We start from the raw sequence: 18,318 nt of genomic DNA on the forward strand, positions 1-18,318 counted from the left end.
TCAACTCCAGCGAGATGAAAGCGCAGCTCCTCAGCTTCGCGTCAGTCCAGGCGTTTTCATCTGTCAACCCTCCGCGTTCGCCCCGGTAACTCGCGACCGCGCTAGAGCCGATAAAAAATGGCGGTTCACGAGGCGTAGAATACGCCCGCCAATCATTCAACGCATTCGGATCCCGGCGCATCGTCACGAATACCCTGAAAATCCTGGCTCTAAGTGTGTCGTTGGTTGGCGAACTGGCCTGAGCGGCAGCCGCGCGAACAAACAAAGGCGTTATCAGCTTGACGGCCAGAAAGAGCGAAGAGCTCCGTTTGGCTTTGTACGAGGGTGTTCTCCATGCAGCCAGGCAACAGGATATGGGCGTCCTGCCTGAGCCGCTCGTCAGGCGTGGGGAAGCGTGCGTAGTACGGCATCAACTGATTAGAGAACGAAAGAAACATGCAAACCGTTGCGGTACTCGACTTCGAAACAACCGGGCTTTCGCCGAATCTGGGCGACCGCGCTACCGAGATTGCCGTCATCCTCCTGCGTGACGGTCAGATTGTTGATCGTTACCAGAGCTTGATGAACGCAGGACGGCGCATCCCGTCCGATGTCGTTGCTCTCACCGGCATCACGAACGACATGATCGCCTCGGCTCCTCCTGTATCGAAAGTCATGAGGGAAACTGCAGCGTTTGTTGGAAACCATCCCGTCGTGGCCCACAACGCCGGTTTCGATAAGCGGTTTTGGCAGGCAGAACTGGGGCTTCTTGGAGTGCCAGCGGAGCATTCATTTGCTTGCACGATGCTCGTCGCCAGGCGGGTCTATCCACACGCCCAGAGTCACCGCCTGTCTAGCTTGGCGGAGATGCTTCGGTTACCGAAATCGGGCCGTGCTCACCGAGCGATGGTTGACGCCGAGATCGCCAGTCATCTCTGGTGCCGATTGCAGCACGACATCGCTCAAACTTACGGGCTCAAGCGAATCGATCACGCCCTCATGGCTCGATTGCAGAAAACCAGCAAGGCGAAGGTTGCGACATTGCTGGGTTCGCTGTCTAACGACTGAGCCCGTAGCGCCGAACAACCTGGACCGCCCCCTCTATCTGTCGTGGGCGGCCAAGACCTGATACAGGCGGTGCGCCGCCTCAAACGGGCACCCTCCTGTTGGACCGCAGGAGAAGCAATTGAGCCATGCAGAACGAGCCACCTCAGATTGCGGAAGTGCGAAAATGCGTGAGTGCACCGCGAGTCGTAGAACATATTAAGTGTCTACACGTACGGCACTGAGCACGTCGCCGCAAGGTTGAGCCGGCGACAGAACTATCGAGTTGTACGCTTGAGGATGAAGCCGGAAGCGTCTCGGTCATCGTCTGGGAATCGGTGCTGGAGAAATTCCGGCGCGAGGCGCTGGGCTCCGCGACGCTGCCGGTCTATGGGGTGTGACAGCTTGAGGGCGGGGATCGTGCCGTTCATGGATCGCAGGCGATCAACAAGGAACTGGCATGATGGCGAGAGCTGCCGCCGGATGCTGCCGAAACGCCACGCGGTCAGTTCACGGTCCTTGAAGGCGAACGCGTCGGCGCTCGTTTTCGGATGGACGGTAACGAGGCCGGTTCCCAAAAGATCGAACAGCACACGCCGACAACTCACGACGGGCGCAAACGGGATCGCGCTCCCCTCGAACGGCGGCAGTTCATCGTCGCCAGCTTCCGCATTCGCGCACCGGAACCGTGCAAGGAGACCCACCGCTGAGCGCAGGGACGAGCGCGCCGTCGATCTCTGTCTTTAGCTTCGAATCGTTCGCCGCACACTTCGCAACGAAGCCGGCGATCTCCTCCAGGAACTGCGCGTCGGCGGGCGTCCTGCAAAGCAAAAGCGCATTGATCGCTGCGCCGTTATCGGGCTGGTTGGCAAGGGTTCGTAGGTAAGCCTTTCGCGCCGTTGCGTCTTTCTTCATCCACTGTGCGGACAGTCCGAGGTCGAACTGGACACCGGGACGATCGTCGCCCTGCGCGAGACAACCCCCATCAACTGATAGTACTCGTTTCGCACCTCTTTCGAACGGAGCTCGTCGACGACACCTTTGGCCATGTCGTAGCCGCTTGGCGCCGGCACCGGGTTGTCTTAAGCGCGGAAAAAAATGCCCGCACGCCCGCTCGATGCGATACCGAGCATGGCGAGATGTGGCCGCACGTCGCCGCATGGCCAGGTGGTCGCCGACATATCCCACCTGGTGCCCTCAACTGGCATGCTGAAGTTTGAGAGGTCGTATGTTGCGAAGCTGAGCCCGTAGCCTCTCGCCTCGCCCGCTTCAAGATAGCGACCGCCAAGCTCGCTCACGCACTCCGGAGCAACTCGGCACGCAGCCTCGAGTGCGGCAAGGATCGCAGCCACTCGGTTCTCACCCTCTAACGACGCGTCTCTCACCAGCGGATCGAATCCCGACATCGAGTCGCGCTCGTTCGCTTCGAGCGCGACGGCGCATCGCGCGAGCTCGATCTGAAAGAGAAGATCTCTCGACGGATCAAAACTTTTGCGCTCGTGCGCTTCCAGTTGGCTCAGATACTCGAGCGCCTCGGCCGGCTGCCCGTCGCCCGCGGCGACCTTGGCGGCTTGCCAGAGGTAACGAGGCGCCGGTGATCGATTCGGCCACGCTTTGAGCAATGCGTATTGCCCGGCCGCGGCGGGGCCCTCAATCTGCCGTTCGAGCAAGACCGCGAGCCGAATATATTGGTTGGCCGGGTGGAGTTCGAGCAGGCGCTCAACGTCACACCGACGTTGCTCCCTAACGGAATTTTCGACTTCTTGTTAACAACCACGTCAAGAGTGTCGAGGGGATAGAACCGCGCAAAAAAGACCCGCAGCGACTGCTCAACTGCGCTTCCATCGGCGTCATACAGTGCATGATCCTGGGTGTTCTTGACGAGTTCAAAAAGCAACGTCGTTAGGAGCGGGTATTGCTCTTCGATTTTTCCCTTCAAATCATCTGGTTGCATGACGCTGCCAACGAGTGTCTTGACCAGATCGGAGAACTGCGCAGCGTTCTTTAGGGAACCGTCACCACTGCCCAGAGGAGTCGGCAAGCCCTTGCTATAGCTGTCGTCACAAATTAGATACGACGCGTCAAGGCGAGCCAAGTCAGGCCACGAATGGAGTCTCTCGAAGTATTCGTTACGAATAAGGCGAAGCGAGGTTCAATCACCTTGCCGGAAGGCCGATCGTCCCAAGATGATCAGTGATAGCCCGATCATGCTGTTCGCGAGCGCGCCGGTCGCGTCTTGTGAAAGGAAGGGCAGTTGAAGTACTGCCTCCACCTCGCTAGTACTGGCTGAACGAAATCGGCAGTAGCAACAGCCGACCTGTAGTCCATTCAGATCGCGGTGCGCATTATCGCTGGCCAGGCTGGCTTACCCGGATACGGGAGGCCAATCTGATTCGCTCAATTTCGCAGCAAGGGCTGCTCGCCCGATAACGCTGCGTGCGAAGGCTTCTTTGGATGGCTGAAAACGGAACTGTTTTACGCTCGGAACTGGCAGACCGTCAGCACCGACCAATTCATTGAGGTCGTTGACTCGTACGTTCGCTGGTACAACGAAAAACGGATCAAGATCTCGCTTGGCGCACTCCTCTACCGTGGACCGAACTACCTATCGTAGAACGGTCGCTGGGATCGGGCTGGCCATTTCATTATGTCCGATCCCAACCCGCTTTGAGTCGCACGCTCGCCTCAAAGCGCCGTCCACTCGCTCTGCGCAACCTCACGAATACAACGGATAAAGTACGCCGCGGCACGCGTAAGCAAGCTGTTCTCACGCACGAGAAGGCTCATGCTCAGGCGCGGCAGATTGGCCGCCAGCGGCAACGCCGTAAAGCGCTGACGCAGTTCGGGCATGCCGATGGCAAAGAGCGACCAGAAGAACACCACGTCGTTGGCCATCGCGAGACTGTGAAAAAGAGCCTGCGAAGTGCAACGCGTCACGCGCGGCGGTGGCGTGAGCCCTTCCCGCGCAAACAGCTCCACGAGAAAGCTCGGGAAGCGCTCGGTGAGATCGGTGTGAATCCACTCGGCGTGATGCAGTTCCGCCAGCGACCGGGCGTGCGCAAGCGGACTTTCGCGGTGCACTGCGAGTGAGGTCGGCAGCGAAAAGAGTTCTTCATGCTCCACGGGCACGCCACCGGCGCTGCCCGTGGCGGCGCCCACGGCGAAGTCGAGGCTGCCGCTGCGAAGCTGGGTAACGAGCTGATCCGAGGTGTATTCGATGAAATCCACCTTCACTTCCGGCCACGCCTGGCGAAAGCGCGCAAAGGCGCGCGGCACGATGGTCAGCCCGGCCAGTGGCGTGACGCCGATCGCCAGTTCCCCGTCGCGACGGCCCTTGAGCTGGTTGATCTCCTCCTGCGCCCGGCGCACCTCGCGCACGATCAGGCGCGCCCGCGCCAGCAGCGCCTGCCCCTCGACGGTAAGCACGACGCCGCGAGCCTGGCGCGTCACGAGCAGGATGCCGAGTTCCGCTTCGAGGTCCTTGATGGCCTTGGTAATGGCCGGCTGCGTGAGGTGCAGGGCCCGGGCGGCCCCGTGAAAACTGCCCTGATCGGCCACGGCGACCAGCGCGATGAGTTGGTGATGCTTCAAGGACGGCCGCCTTCACTGATAAACACTGGTAATCATTATAAGAAATTTTTGATTGTTGTTTGATATTGGCTCCCGCAGAGTGCGGTCACCTGAGCGAGATGGCCCTGCACCGCATCGCTCAGGCACGCCGGTTTGGCGCCCAGCGCCGGGACCTTTGTCACACGTTTCACCGCAACCGCACGCCCATGAAGAAGCACCCTGCCGAAGCCAACTCCGCCGGCGCCGGCCCGCTGGCCGCCCCCTGCGCCGTGCACACAGAGACAGCCGATCCCATCGGGCTCGACCACGCCCCTTCGTTGCCACCGCAACCAGGCGCAAGCGAATCGAGCCCAGGCGGCCGCCGCCGTTACGTCGTCGTCGCGCTGCTCATGATCGTCATGGTCATCGCGGTGCTCGACAAATCGATCTTCGCCTTCGCCGGTCCGCAGATCATCGACGAGCTCAAGCTCACGCCCGCGCAGTTCGGCTCGATCGGCAGTGCGTTCTTCGTGCTGTACTCGATTTCCGGGCTGCTGGTGGGCTTTGCCGCGAACCGGCTGCCCACGCGGTACATCCTCGCTGCGATGTCACTGGTCTGGATGGCCGCGCAACTGCTCACGGCGCGCAGCAGCGGCTTCGCCATGCTGGTTGGCAGCCGCATGCTGCTCGGTGCGGGCTGCGGGCCGGGTACGGCCGTCACTCAGCATGCGTGTTTCAAGTGGTACGCACCGCGCGAGCGTGTCGTGCCGGCGGCGCTGATCCAGGTCGCGATCATGCTCGGCGCCATTGCCGGCGCGCTCATGTTGCCGCTCGTGATCCAGCGCGTCGGCTGGCGCGCCGGTTATTTGCTGCTGGCCGGCGTGAGCCTCGTCTGGCTGCTCGTGTGGATGGCCTATGGCCGCGAAGGCACGCACGACGATGCGGCGCAAACGAGCGCCGCCGCCACCGCTCCTTACCCGCGCCTGCTGCTCAATCGCAGCTTCGTGCTGGTGACGCTCGCGGGCTTCTGCAGCTATCTGCCCACGGCGCTGATTTATAGCTGGGTGCCCGTCTATCTCCAGCGCGGCCTTGGGCTCGCGCCCATCCAGTCGGGCTACGTGGTGATGGCGGCGACGCTCGGCGTCATCGTGCTCAATCTCGTGGTCTCCACCGCTTCGCAGCGCGCGCTCACGCGCGGCGCGAGCGTGCGGCGCGCACTGGTCGCGCCGCCCATGCTCGCCTGCCTGCTGGGCGGCATCGCCATGGCCGTGCTTGGCTTCGGCTCGCCGGGCCGGGCCGGCACGCTCGCCCTCTTCCTGCTCGGCAGCATTCTCGTCAACCTGCTGCCCGCCTTTGCCAACAGCATCGTCGCGTTTTTCGCGCCGAGCCGGCAGCGCGGCAGCCTGCTCGCCATCCATATCGGCCTCATGACGAGCGCGGGCATGGTCGCGCCGCTGCTGGTCGGCCGCGCCGTCGAGCATGCGGGCGGCCTGATCGCGCCGGGCTTCGAACTCGTGATCGGCGGCTTTGGCCTCGCCCTCGTCACGAGCGGCCTGCTGGGCCTGGCACTGATCGATCCCGAGCGTACGCGCTCGCAACTTCTGAACTGCGAAACCCAACCGCGCTGATGCGCACTCCAACAACATGATTCTGCACCAACGCATCAAGGCGCCCCAGCAGCGCCCCGCTTCACTCGAGCTACAGGCCAGCTGGCGCGAAGCCGACGTGGACGACGGCTTCACCGTCGTCGCCGTGGGCGACATCATCATCACCCACGCGATCCGCGCCAAGCTCGCGCGCAAATCGCCCGAGCTGCTCGCGATCCTCTCGCGCGGCGACGTTGTCGTCGGCAACTACGAAGGCTCGGCGATCGACCTCAAGACCTTCAACGGACACCCGGAAGCGCAGTCCGGCTTCGCCTGGCTCACGAGCGACCCCGAGTGCCCGGCCGACCTCGCCTCCATCGGCTTCAACCTGATGGCGCGCGCGAACAACCACGCGCTGGATTGGGGCGTGGCGGGCATGAACATGACCGACGGCCTGCTCGACGAAGCCGGCATCGTTCACGCCGGCACCGGCGCGAGCCTCGCGGCCGCGCGCGCGCCGGCGTTCCTGAACACGGACAAGGCGCGCGTGGCGCTGATTTCCTACGCCACCACCTTCGAAGGCAACGCGCCCGCCAACGACGGCCTCGGCGCCGTTGCGCCGCGCCCAGGCCTCAACCCGCTGCGCACGACCGCACACCGTCTCGTCAGCGCGGAGGATTTCGCGGTGCTCAAGCGCCTGAACGATCAGGAAGCCTTCCAGGACCACTTCCTCCTCAAGGCGCTGCACGGCCAGCACAGCGTGCACCTGGGCATGGCGCTGCACTATCGCGTCGATCCCGAAGCGGCCCCGGGGTCGCTGCGCATCGTCCACGAGTGCGACAAGCGCGACCAGGCCGGCATCGAACGCAACCTGCGGCAAGCCAAGCAGACCAGCGATTTCACGATCGTCGCCCAGCACACGCACGAGCCGGACAACTTCACCACCGAAGTCCCCAGCTATTTGCCGGCGCTCGCGCGCAAGCTGGTGGACGGCGGCGCCGACATGCTGTGCGGCCACGGTCCGCACCAGCTGCGCGGCATCGAAATCTACAACGGCAAGCCGCTGCTGTACTCGCTCGGCAACTTCTGCTTCATGGACAACAGCCAGCAGATCGTGCCGCGCGACGAATGGGAGGAGATCGAATGGATGGCCGCCGAGGCTATCGTCGGTCCCAAGGGCGTCACCAACCCCAAGGTCGGCACGCCTGCGGAATTCCTCGAGTGGAAGCGCGTGGTCGGCATCTTCTCCGAGCCGATCTGGTTCGAGAGTGTCGTGGCCGAATGCCGGTTCAACGCCGACGGCCGCCTCAAGGCGCTCCTGCTTCACCCGATCGAACTCGGCTTTGGCGGCCGCGACGCCGAGCGCGGCATTCCGCGCCTCGCGTTCGACACGGTGGAGAACAACGGCCAGGCGCGCCGCATCCTCGAGCGGCTGCAGACGCTTTCCAGCGAGTTCGGCACGCAGATCGAGATCGACACGGTGACGATTGGCGAGCGAGTGAGCAGCGTCGGCCGCGTGAGTCTGGGTGGCTGATGCGCGCGATCCTGGACCCCAGCAGTTTCTCGCTCAGCTACGCTCAGGCGCGCAAACGCTTTCTCGCCGCCTGCGCGCAAGCCGGCCTCGCGGTGCAGCACCACATTCACCCCATGGTCGGCCGTGACGGCGAGGAACTCGCCATCGACGTCGCGCGTATGGGCGCACCCGATGCGGCCAACCTGCTCGTAATCAGCAGCGGTTGCCACGGCATTGAGGGGTTCTGCGGATCGGGCGTACAGCTCGATCTGCTGCGCGACGCCGACTGGCTGCAGCGCTGCAAACGCGACGACCTGGCGGTGCTTTACATCCACGCGCTCAATCCCTATGGGTTTTCGTGGGAGCGCCGCGTGACGCACGAGAACGTCGACCTCAATCGCAATTTCCGCGACTTCGGTGCATCGTCCACTCAGAACAGCGCCTATCGCGAGATCGCCTCGCTGCTCGTGCCGCGCCGCTGTCCTCCCACGCTGACGAGCACGCTCGGCCTGCTCGGGTATGCGTTGCGGCATGGCCGGCGCAAACTTCAAACGGCCATTTCCGCTGGCCAGCAGGTCGACCCTCAAGGGCTCTTCTACGTGGGCAATGCGCCGACGTGGAGCCATCTGCGCATTCGCGAGATCCTGCGCGAGCATGCTCGACAGTGCCGCCGCATCGCCTGGATCGACGTGCATACCGGCCTCGGCCCTGCAGGCGTTGGCGAGCGCATTTACAAGGGACAGCAAGATGCGGCCTCGATCGCGCGCGCCCGGCAATGGTGGGGCGATGTGACGAGCAGCGAGGAAGGAAACTCCAGTTCGACCGTCGTTGGCGGAACGCTGGATCTCGCCGTGATGAGCGAGTGCCCGCAGGCGGAGTACAACGGGCTCACGCTCGAATACGGCACGCTGCCCGGACGCCAGGTGCTGGAGGCCCTGCGTGCGGAGCAGTGGCTTTACCAGCATCCGGGTACCAATATCGAGCGCTCGCAGGCCATCAAGCAGCGGCTTCGTGCGGCGTTCTATGTCGAGACCGACGACTGGAAACGCACCGTGCTCGCCCAGGCGCGCGAGGTGCTGGACCAGAGCCTCGCGGGACTCGGCACGCCGCTGCCGCAGGCACGAGCGCAAGCGGCTTGATAAATGCGCGAGGTTGGCAGCGCGCGGGGGTGAGACCTCGCCGCCGCCGGTTTTGCGCCCCCATCTTTTCCGAACGGCCGGCAGCCCCTGCGCATAGCAGCGGGCTGCTTTCACGTCTTCAAGCGCCGGATACATCCGGCCCGCTGAACGGCGCCCTCTTTCTCGAACCGCATCGCCATGCTCCGCTGCGCGCTCAATCGGCGGATGCGAAACCGCCCGTGCGCGGTTGACCCATGCGTTGCGCGGTAACGTCGAGGATGCAGTCGACGAAGTATTCGGCGGGACGCGTAAGCTGCGCCTCGGGCGCGGAGAACAAATAGAGCTGCAACGAGGGCGGCTGCTCTTCTACCTTCAATTCAACGAACGCGCGGCCCAGTTCGGCCTCTTCGAGCGAATGGCGCGTCCACGCAAACACGGCGTCGGAGCGCACCGTGAGGCCGTAAAAAAGGCCGTAGGACGTGCAACGCGTGACCCGCCGCGGCGGTTCGAGCCCGGCGCGCTCGAACATCGCGTGAATGTAGCCCGGATAGTTGTCGGTGACGTCGGTATGGATCCACTCGGCGTCCTGCAGCTGGGCCAGCGAAGAAGCCCGCGCGAACGGCCCGTTCGCGCGCGTGACGAAGACCGCATCGAACGCAAGGAGCGCCTTGACCTGCGCGCCATCCTCCCCCGGATTCACCGGATTCACGGGAAACGCCGCAAATGCCAGATCGACTGCACGGTTACGTAGTTGCTCGCGCAACTGGTTCAGGCCTAGCTCGACGAATTCGATCGTGACATGCGGCCAGCGCCGGCGAAATTCGACAAACGCCTCCGCGAGGCCAGCGGTGCCGGCAATGGGCGACACCCCGATCACGAGCCGGCCTTCGCGCCGCCCCTTCATGTGGGCGAGATCCTCTTCGGCGCGCTCCATTTCGCGCACGACCGTGCGTGCACGTTGCAGCAGTGCAACACCCTCCGGTGTTGGGACCACACCCCATGGATTGCGCTCGAACAGGCGCACGCCGAATTCGTCCTCCAGTTCGCGGATCGCTTTTGTGACAGCGGGTTGCGTGACATGAAGGCGGTATGCCGCGCCCTTGAGCGTGCCCGTTGCGGCGACTTCAACAAGCGCGCGAAGCTGATGAATTTTCATGATGCGGGGGATATTACCATTGGTAATAGACATTCCAATTATTGTTTTTTTATTTCGTCCGATCGTCCTTAGGCTCTGCGTCTGAATGCCGTCCCACTGAACGGCTACGGGGGAAACGATTTCATGACGCAGCATTACGCCACCCTGCTCGCGGCCCTTCGCGAGTCGGAACCGAAGTTCATCTCGATCCGCCGCGACATCCATGCGCATCCCGAACTGGGCTTCGCGGAAACGCGCACCGCCGCCATCGTCGCGGAGCAACTCGCGCAGTGGGGCTATGAGGTCACGACGGGAATCGGTGGCACGGGCGTGGTCGGGCGGCTCAAGCGCGGCAATGCCAGCCGTGCAATCGGACTGCGCGCCGACATGGACGCCCTGCCGATCGAGGAAGCGACCGGCCTGCCCTACGCCAGCACGGTCGCCCAGACGATGCACGCCTGCGGCCATGACGGCCACACGGCGATCCTGCTTGCCGCCGCCCATCATCTCGCGACGCATGGACAGTTCGACGGCACGCTGAACCTGATTTTCCAGCCCGCCGAAGAGGGGCTCGGCGGCGCCACGCGCATGATCGAGGACGGCCTCTTCACGCGCTTTCCCTGCGATCAGGTGTTCGCGCTGCACAACGCGCCCGGCCTGCCGGTGGGGCAGTTCGCGGTCCGCCATGGTTGCATGATGGCCTCGTCGGACAGCGTGACGATCACCGTCACGGGCCGCGGCGGCCACGGCGCGATGCCGCATCTCGCGAGCGATCCGGTCGTTGCGGCCGCAAGCATCGTGATGGCGCTGCAAACCATCGTCGCGCGCAACGTGGAGCCCACGCGCGCGGCCGTCGTTACCGTCGGTTCGATCGAGGGCGGCAAGGCAGGCAACGTGATACCGGAGACCGTCACGTTGCAGCTTTCCGTGCGCGCGCTCGACAGCGAGACGCGCAGCACGCTCGAAGCGCGCATTCGCAGCATTGCCGGGCTGCAGGCGCAGTCGTACGGCGTCACCGCAACGGTGGATTACCGCGCGATCTCGCGTCCGCTCGTCAACGACCGCGCGGCCACCGACCTCGCCATCGAGACCATCGAGGCGCTCGCGGGCAAGGCGGCGTTGACCATGCTGCCCGACGCCATCATGGGCAGCGAGGACTTCTCGTGGATGTCCGAACACCTGCCGGGCTGCTACGTGCTGCTCGGCAACGGCACCGGCCAGACAGGCGGCTGCCTCGTTCACAACCCGGCTTACGACTTCAACGACGCGGCGCTCAGTTGGGGCGCGGCGTGGTTCGTCGCGCTGACCGAGCGCTATTTGCGCGCTGAATGACCCCAACCAGTCCGGCGGCGGAACGCGAACCCGTCACTTCTCGCCGCGCGCGTGACCACCGCCACTTTTGCAGTTTCTGACCAACCCAAAGAGCCTATAAATGTCAGCAAGCAGCCTTCGGCCCCATTCCGCCGCACACAATACGGGACCCCACTCGAAACCGACGCGCTTCGCGCTCGCCGCGCGCCGCGCCGGCATGGCCGCCGCGCTTTGCGCCGCGAGCCAGGCCGCTTCGGCGCAGATGCCGTCGAACCTGTTCTTCACCGACTACTTCCAGGGCGTGCCGTACGCGAGCACGGGCGCCTATACGCCGGGCATCTCGCTCTATGGCGTCGTGGACAACGCGATCGGCTTCACGAAGGGCGCGCAGACCGCGTTCGTGCAGCAAAGCGGCGGCGAGTGGACCTCGAAGTTCGGCATGTATGGGGTCGAGGACCTCGGCGGCGGCTACCGCGTGCGCTTCGCCCTTGAAAACGGCTTCGATGCATCGAACGGGTCGCTCGGCACGTCGAACACCATGTTCAACCGTGAAGCGTGGATCGCGCTCGGCTCGGCGAAAACGGGCGAGGTGAAGTTCGGTTTGCAGGACGCCGTTGGCGTGCCGCTGTTCATCGACGTGTTCGGCGAGGTGCTGTCGGTTTCGACGGTCGCCTATCTGGCCGGCTGGACCTATGACCTCGGCCCAGGCGCCAGCTACCAGCCGCTGCACATCTCGAACGCGGTGAGCTACTCGTCGCCGTGGTATGGCCCGTTCAATGCCCAGGCGCTGATCCAGATGCACAGCGCGGACTCGACCGCGCCGACGCTGACCAATCGCTCCATCGCCGTGAACTACTTTGACGGCCACCTGTTCGGCACGATCAGCTATTTCGGCAACTATGCGGTGAACGGGCTCAATCCGTCGCAATACGTGCGCACCGACAACATTTCGGGCGGCCTGCTGTACGACGCAGGTCACTACGTGCTTTCCGCAGGCTACAGCTTCCTCGCGCCGCGTCTTGAAGGCGACCGTGTTTCGTCGACCTATACGCTCGGCGCCATCTATCGCTACCTGAAGCGCAACGACTTCCGCGCCGAAGTGGTGTATCGCACCGTTGGCGGCTGGGTCGACCACTCGTACGGCGTGACGCTCGGCTACGACTACAACCTCTCCAAGCGCACGGCGCTCTATGTGCGCGGCTCGGTGATCCACAATATCGGCACCGCGCCCACCTATAGCCACTACCCGTATCCGTACACGCAGCAGCCTACGCTCGACAACGTGAGCAACGCCTATTCGACCTCGAACGGAACGCAGTTCTACAAGACGCCGCACGTCGTGCTGATCGGCATGTATCACAAGTTCTAAGCGTGCTCGCGCACGACGATTCGAGCACCACGACACATGATCCATTGACTGGGGAGAAACGACATGACGATTCGCCATTCCGTGCGGCTTGCCGCCGCCCTGCTGTTCGCCGTTTGCGCGAGTGTGCATGCGCAAGGCGGCAGCGGCGCCTCGAGCGCTTCCGCCGCGACAGCGGCACCCGTTACGGCCGCCTCCGCGCCAACCGACAAGCAGCTTGCTGCAAACGTGCGCCAGGCGCTGCGCGCCGCGCGCAAGCAGGGACTGAAGTCGACCTATATCCGCGTGCGCGCGCATGACGGCGTTGTCACGCTGAGCGGCGTGGTCGCGAACGAGAATCAGATCTCGCTCGCCACTTCGGTAGCGCAGGGCGTGAGCGGCGTGCGCACCGTGAACAGCAAGATCGAAGTCCGCGGCAGCGCTGGCGCGCCCATGGGCAACCAGTAAGCGCCTCGATGCGCGGCGCATGGCGCCGCGCATCGTTTCAGGCATTGAGCATTTCAGCGCTTCAGCGCATGGGCGGCTTGTCGACTAGCCGACAGTTGCTGCGCCCGATTTGAGCGATCATTCGTCTACGCCTGCGCTGCGTGCCGTGCCCGGACAAGATGTACGGCCATGGGGCGTCACCGAAGCTGTTCAGACCGATTGATTGAGGAGACTCGATATGGCCGCATCTGATCTCAGCCTGAAGCATGCCGTAACCGCCGCCGAGTGGGACGCGCGCGTCAATCTCGCGGCGGCGTACCGTTTGACCGCGCTGTTCGGATGGGACGACCTCGTGTTTACCCATATCTCCGCGCGCGTACCCGGACCCGAGCACCATTTCCTGATCAACCCATACGGGATGATGTTCGACGAGATCACCGCGTCTTCGCTCGTCAAGATCGACCTGGCAGGCCGCAAGGTGTCCGACTCGCCGTACGACATCAATCCGGCCGGCTTCACGATTCACAGCGCGGTGCACGAGGCGCGCGACGACGCGCTCTGCGTGATGCACACGCATTCGGTCAACGGCGTGGCCGTATCGGCCCAGGAAGCGGGACTGCTGCCCCTCTCCCAACAGTCGCTCGGCGTGCTCGCCTCGCTCGGCTATCACGACTACGAAGGCATCGCCCTCAACGAAGAGGAGAAGCCCCGGCTGGTGCGCGACCTCGGCAACAACACCAATCTGATGCTGCGCAACCACGGACTCCTGACCGTCGGCGCTACGCCGGCGGATGCGTTCGTCGCGATGTACTTCTTCGAAGCGGCGTGCATGATTCAGGTCCGCGCACAGGCGGGGGGCTCGAAGCTTCGGCCGATCGCGCAGCCGATTCTCGACGGCATCCGGCAGCAGATCGCCACCGTGACGAGGGGTGTCAGCCCGGGCGCGCTCGCCTGGCCGGGGCTGCTTCGCCGGCTCGACCGGCACAATCCCGGATACGCGGCATAGTGCCCATGAGCCGGGGGCGCGCGCATCGTCACACGAATGCGTGAAGCCCTCACGACGATGGCGCGAGGCGTGCAAGACACCACGGCAACGATGCTAAACATTGGCCCGGCCAAACCGGCTGGCCAGCGCAAGCGCACGTATCCGGGTATCGTGTGGACTATCCACAACCTGCACCCCTCGCCCATGATTCCGGTCCAACGTCATCGAGTGTTCGCACGTCTTGCGCTAAAACGCACTGCGGCCATTGCCACAGCGTCTCTCGCGCTCTTCGCAGCCGGATGTGCGACGTCCAGCCAGCAGGCCGGACACGGCGCACAGACGCAAGCTGCGGCCGCCACTTCACTCGATGCCGCGATCGCCGGTCCCCAGCGCAGCGAGCGGGCCAAAGCGCGCGACGTCTATCGACATCCGAAGGAGACGCTGCAGTTCTTCGGCGTCGAGCCCACGCAAACGGTGCTCGAAATCGCACCGGGCGGCGGCTGGTACACGGACATCCTGGCGCCGTGGCTGCACGCTGGCGGCCATCTCTATGAGGCGCAATACGTCAGCACGTCGGCGGAGCTGGCCGCCGAAGACCGCGACACCGACGCCGCCTTCCTGCGCAAGCTCGCGGCAGCCCCGGCGCTCTATGGCAACGTCAAGGTCGGCACCTTGCGCGCAGGCGAATTCACGGGCTTCGAGGCGCAAGGCCAGTTCGACGAGGTGCTCACGTTCCGCAACATCCACAACTGGATCAAGGACGGCCAGATCGACGACAACCTGCGCGCGTTCTATGTCGCACTGAAACCCGGCGGCGTGCTTGGCGTCGAGGAGCATCGCGCGCGGCGAGGCACGACCGTGCAGCAGATGATCGATACCGGCTACGTGACCGAAGCGTACGTGATCGAGCATGCGCAGAGCGCGGGCTTCGTGCTGGCCGCACGCAGCGAGATCAACGCGAATCCGAAGGACACCAAGGATTATCCGCACGGCGTCTGGTCGCTGCCGCCCACCTACGAGGGCGGCGACGTGGATCGCGCGCGCTATGCCGAGATCGGCGAATCGGATCGCATGACGCTGAGGTTCATCAAGCCATAACGCCGTTGCCGTGCGCCGACGCTGCACATGGCTTCAGGCATGCATGCCTGCACCGGCACGGCTCACTCCACCGTGTCGTTCACATCGGTCAAGCGAATCATGTGCGGGCGCACGCGGGCCTCGTCCTCGGGTTCCTCCTGCGCCGGCGGATGAATCAGCGCGTCGAGGCGCGCGCGCGTGGCGAGGAACTCCGGCGTGTTGAACTGTGCGTAGCCACGCGGACGCGGCACCGGCACCTCGATCAACTCCTGCACCTGCCCCGGATGCGCCTTCAGCACGAGGATACGGTCTGCCAGGTAGATCGCTTCGTCGAGGTCGTGCGTGATGAAGAAAATCGTAATGTCGACGTTGCGCCAGATATCGAGCAAATGCGCCTGCATCTTCGCGCGCGTTTGTGCATCGAGCGCGCCGAATGGTTCGTCCATCAACAGGATGCCGGGCCGATTGGCGAGCGCGCGCGCAATCGCCACGCGCTGCTTCATGCCGCCGGAAAGCTGGTGCGGATACGCGTTGGCGAACGGCTCCAGCCCGACCAGGTCGAGCCATTGCAGCGCCTCGCGCTCGGCGTGGGCTTTGCCCTGCCCATTCATACGCAGTCCGAACATCACGTTCTTCTTCACCGTGAGCCACGGAAAAAGCGTATAGCCCTGAAACACCATGCCGCGGTCGGCGCCTGGGCCGCTCACCGTCTTGCCGTTCACGCGAACCTCGCCCGATGTTTGCGCTTCGAGGCCCGCGAGAATCCGGATCAGCGTGGACTTGCCACAGCCCGAAGGCCCGATCACGCACACGAACTCGCGCCGGTGCGTAGTGAAGCTGACATCGGCGAGCGCCGTGTGCTCGCCCTGCGGCGTGACGAACCGCTTCGTGAGATTGCGCACTTCCAGGATCGGCTCGCGCGCTTTCAGTTTTTCGAAGCGCGCGCGCACCGCCTCGGACTGAAGGAGATAGTCGGGAACGGTTTGCGGATTGAACATGATGCGGTCCTTGATGATCCAGAATGCGTTTCGAAATGCGTGTCGTTGCGCACGCATGCAGGCGATTGCGCCGCGCGTCAGGCCTTGAGCGTGCGATCCCACGGAAACAGCTTGCGGCCGAGGAACGCCAGCACGAGATCGGTGCCGAGGCCAATGATGCCGATCATCATGATCGCCGCGTAGACGTTGTCGAAGTGCTGATAACGCGCCTGCTGCGTGATGTACCACGTGATGCCCGAGCTCGTGCCCACGAGTTCCGCGACGATCAGGTAGGTCCACGCCCAGCCGAGCAAAATGCGCTGGTCGCGATAGAGATCGGGGAGAATGCCGGGCACCACGACGTGCGTGAGCAGTTTCAGCCGCGTGGTGCCGAGCGTCATCGCCGCTTCGAGCAGGCCATATTCGAGCTTGCGCGTGGTGTTGGCGATGATGAGCACCTGCTGGAACAGCGTACCGATCACGATAATGGCGATCTTCGGCGCGTCGTAAATGCCGAGCACGGCCACCATCAGCGCGCCGAACGCGGGCGCCGGCAAATAGCGGAAGAACTCGAAGAACGGCTCCTGCAGCCGTGCGAGCACGCTATAGGTGCCGCACACGATGCCGAGCGGCACGCCAATCAGCGACGAGAACACAAAGCCCCAGAAGATGATCTGCACACTGTGCCAGAGGCTCTGATGCAGCCACACGCCGTCCTGAGCGACGGGCGGTGTCGTGAACGCGGTATAGAACGCGCGCAGCACGTCGTGCGGCGCGGGCAGATACACCGGGTTCGCGGGCATGCCCGCCGGCAGCGCGGCGTGGGTTTGCCGCGCATGGTCGAGTTCGTCGGCGAACACGGCCTTGTCGACACGCATGCCGGGCTGGAAATAGTCCACGCTGCCCGGCTGCGTGATCAACACTTGCGGATGCCAGACGAACGGCACGTAGCTCACGAGACACCACACGAGCACCGGCAACAGAAACGAGCCGATGCCCAACATCCACTTGCCGCGCGGCGAAAGCTCGCGGCGTACGGCAAACCATCCGGTCTGGCTGATTTCGGCCATGATGTTCTCCTTGACGTTCCGCTGCCAGGGCCTGTTCACGCTGATTTCACGTCGAGCACAGGCCCTGTATGACTCGCTGCCTTACTTCAGTGCGCTCGTGAGGGAGGGGTCCACATACGTGTTCACGTCCTGCGAGGTCTTGTAGACCTGGTACTTCACGTTGAACGCGTCGGCGACATGGCTCGATCCGTAGAGCGAGCCAAATCCGTCGGCTTTCACGTAAGCGTGTTGCGCCTCGGGCAGCGTGAGCAGCTTCGTGCCCTTGAGCAGCGGCAGATACTGCGCCGGCGTGAGGCCCACGCGCGCGGCCATGATCTTGACGGCGTCGGGCTGCGTGGCCGGGTCGTCGATGTACTTCACCACGCGGTACCAGACCTTAGCGAGCTTTTCGTAGTCGGCCTTGTGCGCGGCGAGGCTCACGGGGTTCACGGCAAGCACGTCGTAGATGAGGCCCGGCTCGTCGGCGGAGGTGAACACGGGCCGCGCACCCGGCACCGCGCGCTGCGCTTCGCCCGCGTTCGGCTGCCATGCTGCGATGGCCGAGACGTCGGAAGAAGCCAGCACTTGCGGCGTTTCGTTGGTCTTCGCGTTCACGAGCGTGACTTCGCCCTCCTTCATCCCTGCGCGCTGGAGCGCGTCGAGCAACAAGAGGTGATCGACCACGCCGAACTCCACGCCGATTTTCTTGCCCTTGAGGTCCTGGATCTTGCGTGCGGGCGGCTTGGCGATGACCATGTCGTTGCCGTTCGAGTAGTCGGTGATGAGCGCCATCACGTTCTTCGCGCCGTTCGCGCCCATCGTGAGCGCATCGCCGTTGGTGACGAGCACGGCATCGAGTTTGTTGGCCGCGAAGGCGTCCATCGAGGCCGCGTAGTCGAACCAGTCGAACTTCACGTCGAGGCCCGCTTCCTTGAACCAGCCTTTGTCGATGGCCACCTGCCACGCCACCCAGCCCGGCCAGTCGCTGTAGCCGATGCGCAGCGGCGCGGCAGCCGCGGCCTGTACGCCGGCCGCGAACAGGCCCGTGGCCAGTGTGAGCGCGCTGGCGGCGCGCAGCGCCCAACGGCGTAGCGGTGCGGCAGATGTTGCGTGGCGTGCGTTGTTTGCGTGGGTTGCGAACGGAACGTGCGTCATCTTCATGGCGAATCTCCAGGAGTGAAAGTGCAACGGTTTTCTTGACGT

At 64.0% G+C, this 18,318-nt stretch carries 17 protein-coding genes and 1 pseudogene; 10 read left to right on the forward strand and 8 right to left on the reverse strand.

The features are described from left to right. Positions 1-435: 435 nt before the first annotated feature. Positions 436-1,047 carry a 3'-5' exonuclease gene (locus U5A58_RS32925; protein ID WP_321964556.1) on the forward strand — a complete coding sequence of 204 codons (612 nt, stop codon included), beginning with the start codon at positions 436-438 and terminating at the stop codon, positions 1,045-1,047. A 254-nt stretch (positions 1,048-1,301) separates the two neighbouring features. Here the strand turns inward: U5A58_RS32925 and U5A58_RS32930 are convergent, their stop codons facing one another. The 3 genes from U5A58_RS32930 to U5A58_RS32940 form a co-directional block, all read right to left on the reverse strand. Beyond that, positions 1,302-1,616 (reverse strand): hypothetical protein, encoded by a 315-nt coding sequence (locus U5A58_RS32930; protein ID WP_321964557.1) that lies wholly within the window; start codon positions 1,614-1,616, stop codon positions 1,302-1,304. Positions 1,617-1,674: 58 nt separating this feature from the next. After that, the gene (locus U5A58_RS32935; RefSeq protein ID WP_321964558.1) at positions 1,675-1,938 is read right to left on the reverse strand and encodes a hypothetical protein; all 264 of its coding nucleotides are present in this window, start codon (positions 1,936-1,938) and stop codon (positions 1,675-1,677) included. Positions 1,939-2,105: 167 nt separating this feature from the next. Next, on the reverse strand, positions 2,106-2,693 hold the full coding sequence (locus U5A58_RS32940; protein WP_321964559.1) for a hypothetical protein: 588 nt from the start codon (positions 2,691-2,693) through the stop codon (positions 2,106-2,108). Between the two features lie 643 nt (positions 2,694-3,336). Between U5A58_RS32940 and U5A58_RS32945 the strand changes: the two are divergent. Then, positions 3,337-3,637: pseudogene (locus tag U5A58_RS32945) on the forward strand (IS3 family transposase); the annotation flags it as partial. A gap of 71 nt (positions 3,638-3,708) precedes the next feature. Here the strand turns inward: U5A58_RS32945 and U5A58_RS32950 are convergent. After that, a complete protein-coding gene (locus tag U5A58_RS32950; RefSeq protein ID WP_321917353.1) occupies positions 3,709-4,614 on the reverse strand; it encodes a LysR substrate-binding domain-containing protein in 906 nt (301 codons plus the stop codon). Positions 4,615-4,799: 185 nt separating this feature from the next. Between U5A58_RS32950 and U5A58_RS32955 the strand changes: the two genes are divergently transcribed. Genes U5A58_RS32955 through U5A58_RS32965 form a run of 3 tightly spaced genes read left to right on the forward strand, consistent with a single transcriptional unit; the run spans position 4,800 to position 8,810 of the window. Further along, positions 4,800-6,200, forward strand: a complete 1,401-nt coding sequence (locus U5A58_RS32955) for an MFS transporter (RefSeq protein WP_321964560.1) — start codon at positions 4,800-4,802, stop codon at positions 6,198-6,200. Between the two features lie 16 nt (positions 6,201-6,216). Then, positions 6,217-7,692: a CapA family protein gene (locus tag U5A58_RS32960; RefSeq protein WP_321964561.1), complete on the forward strand. Its 1,476-nt coding sequence runs from the start codon at positions 6,217-6,219 to the stop codon at positions 7,690-7,692. Continuing rightward, positions 7,692-8,810, forward strand: coding sequence for a M14 family metallopeptidase (locus U5A58_RS32965; RefSeq protein WP_321964562.1), 1,119 nt, complete (start codon positions 7,692-7,694; stop codon positions 8,808-8,810). The genes U5A58_RS32960 and U5A58_RS32965 overlap by 1 nt, the downstream gene beginning before the upstream one ends. Positions 8,811-9,003: 193 nt before the next feature. Here U5A58_RS32965 and U5A58_RS32970 read toward each other — a convergent pair whose 3' ends face one another. Further along, positions 9,004-9,945 carry a LysR family transcriptional regulator gene (locus tag U5A58_RS32970; protein WP_321964563.1) on the reverse strand — a complete coding sequence of 314 codons (942 nt, stop codon included), beginning with the start codon at positions 9,943-9,945 and terminating at the stop codon, positions 9,004-9,006. Positions 9,946-10,068: 123 nt separating this feature from the next. Between U5A58_RS32970 and U5A58_RS32975 the strand changes: the two genes are divergently transcribed. The 5 genes from U5A58_RS32975 to U5A58_RS32995 all read left to right on the forward strand — a co-directional run bounded on the left by U5A58_RS32975 (position 10,069) and on the right by U5A58_RS32995 (position 15,110). Then, positions 10,069-11,256 carry a M20 aminoacylase family protein gene (locus U5A58_RS32975; protein ID WP_321964564.1) on the forward strand — a complete coding sequence of 396 codons (1,188 nt, stop codon included), beginning with the start codon at positions 10,069-10,071 and terminating at the stop codon, positions 11,254-11,256. 100 nt (positions 11,257-11,356) lie between these two features. After that, positions 11,357-12,604 (forward strand): porin, encoded by a 1,248-nt coding sequence (locus U5A58_RS32980; protein ID WP_321964565.1) that lies wholly within the window; start codon positions 11,357-11,359, stop codon positions 12,602-12,604. Between the two features lie 63 nt (positions 12,605-12,667). After that, entirely contained in the window at positions 12,668-13,048 is a 381-nt protein-coding gene (locus U5A58_RS32985) for a BON domain-containing protein (RefSeq protein WP_321964566.1), read from the forward strand. Positions 13,049-13,265: 217 nt separating this feature from the next. Next, positions 13,266-14,033, forward strand: coding sequence for a class II aldolase/adducin family protein (locus tag U5A58_RS32990; protein ID WP_321917342.1), 768 nt, complete (start codon positions 13,266-13,268; stop codon positions 14,031-14,033). Positions 14,034-14,216: 183 nt separating this feature from the next. Continuing rightward, positions 14,217-15,110, forward strand: coding sequence for a class I SAM-dependent methyltransferase (locus U5A58_RS32995; protein ID WP_415774331.1), 894 nt, complete (start codon positions 14,217-14,219; stop codon positions 15,108-15,110). A 62-nt stretch (positions 15,111-15,172) separates the two neighbouring features. On the opposite strand, the gene U5A58_RS33000 is transcribed toward U5A58_RS32995, so the two are convergent. The 3 genes from U5A58_RS33000 to U5A58_RS33010 form a co-directional block, all read right to left on the reverse strand. Then, complete coding sequence (locus U5A58_RS33000; protein WP_321964568.1) at positions 15,173-16,087, reverse strand: ABC transporter ATP-binding protein; 915 nt, start codon at positions 16,085-16,087, stop codon at positions 15,173-15,175. Positions 16,088-16,164: 77 nt separating this feature from the next. Continuing rightward, complete coding sequence (locus tag U5A58_RS33005; RefSeq protein ID WP_321964569.1) at positions 16,165-17,136, reverse strand: ABC transporter permease; 972 nt, start codon at positions 17,134-17,136, stop codon at positions 16,165-16,167. Positions 17,137-17,217: 81 nt separating this feature from the next. Continuing rightward, positions 17,218-18,276 carry an ABC transporter substrate-binding protein gene (locus U5A58_RS33010; protein ID WP_321964570.1) on the reverse strand — a complete coding sequence of 353 codons (1,059 nt, stop codon included), beginning with the start codon at positions 18,274-18,276 and terminating at the stop codon, positions 17,218-17,220. Positions 18,277-18,318 lie beyond the last annotated feature (42 nt).

Source organism: Paraburkholderia sp. J7 (genome assembly GCF_905220155.1).
Taxonomy (GTDB): Bacteria; Pseudomonadota; Gammaproteobacteria; order Burkholderiales; family Burkholderiaceae; genus Paraburkholderia.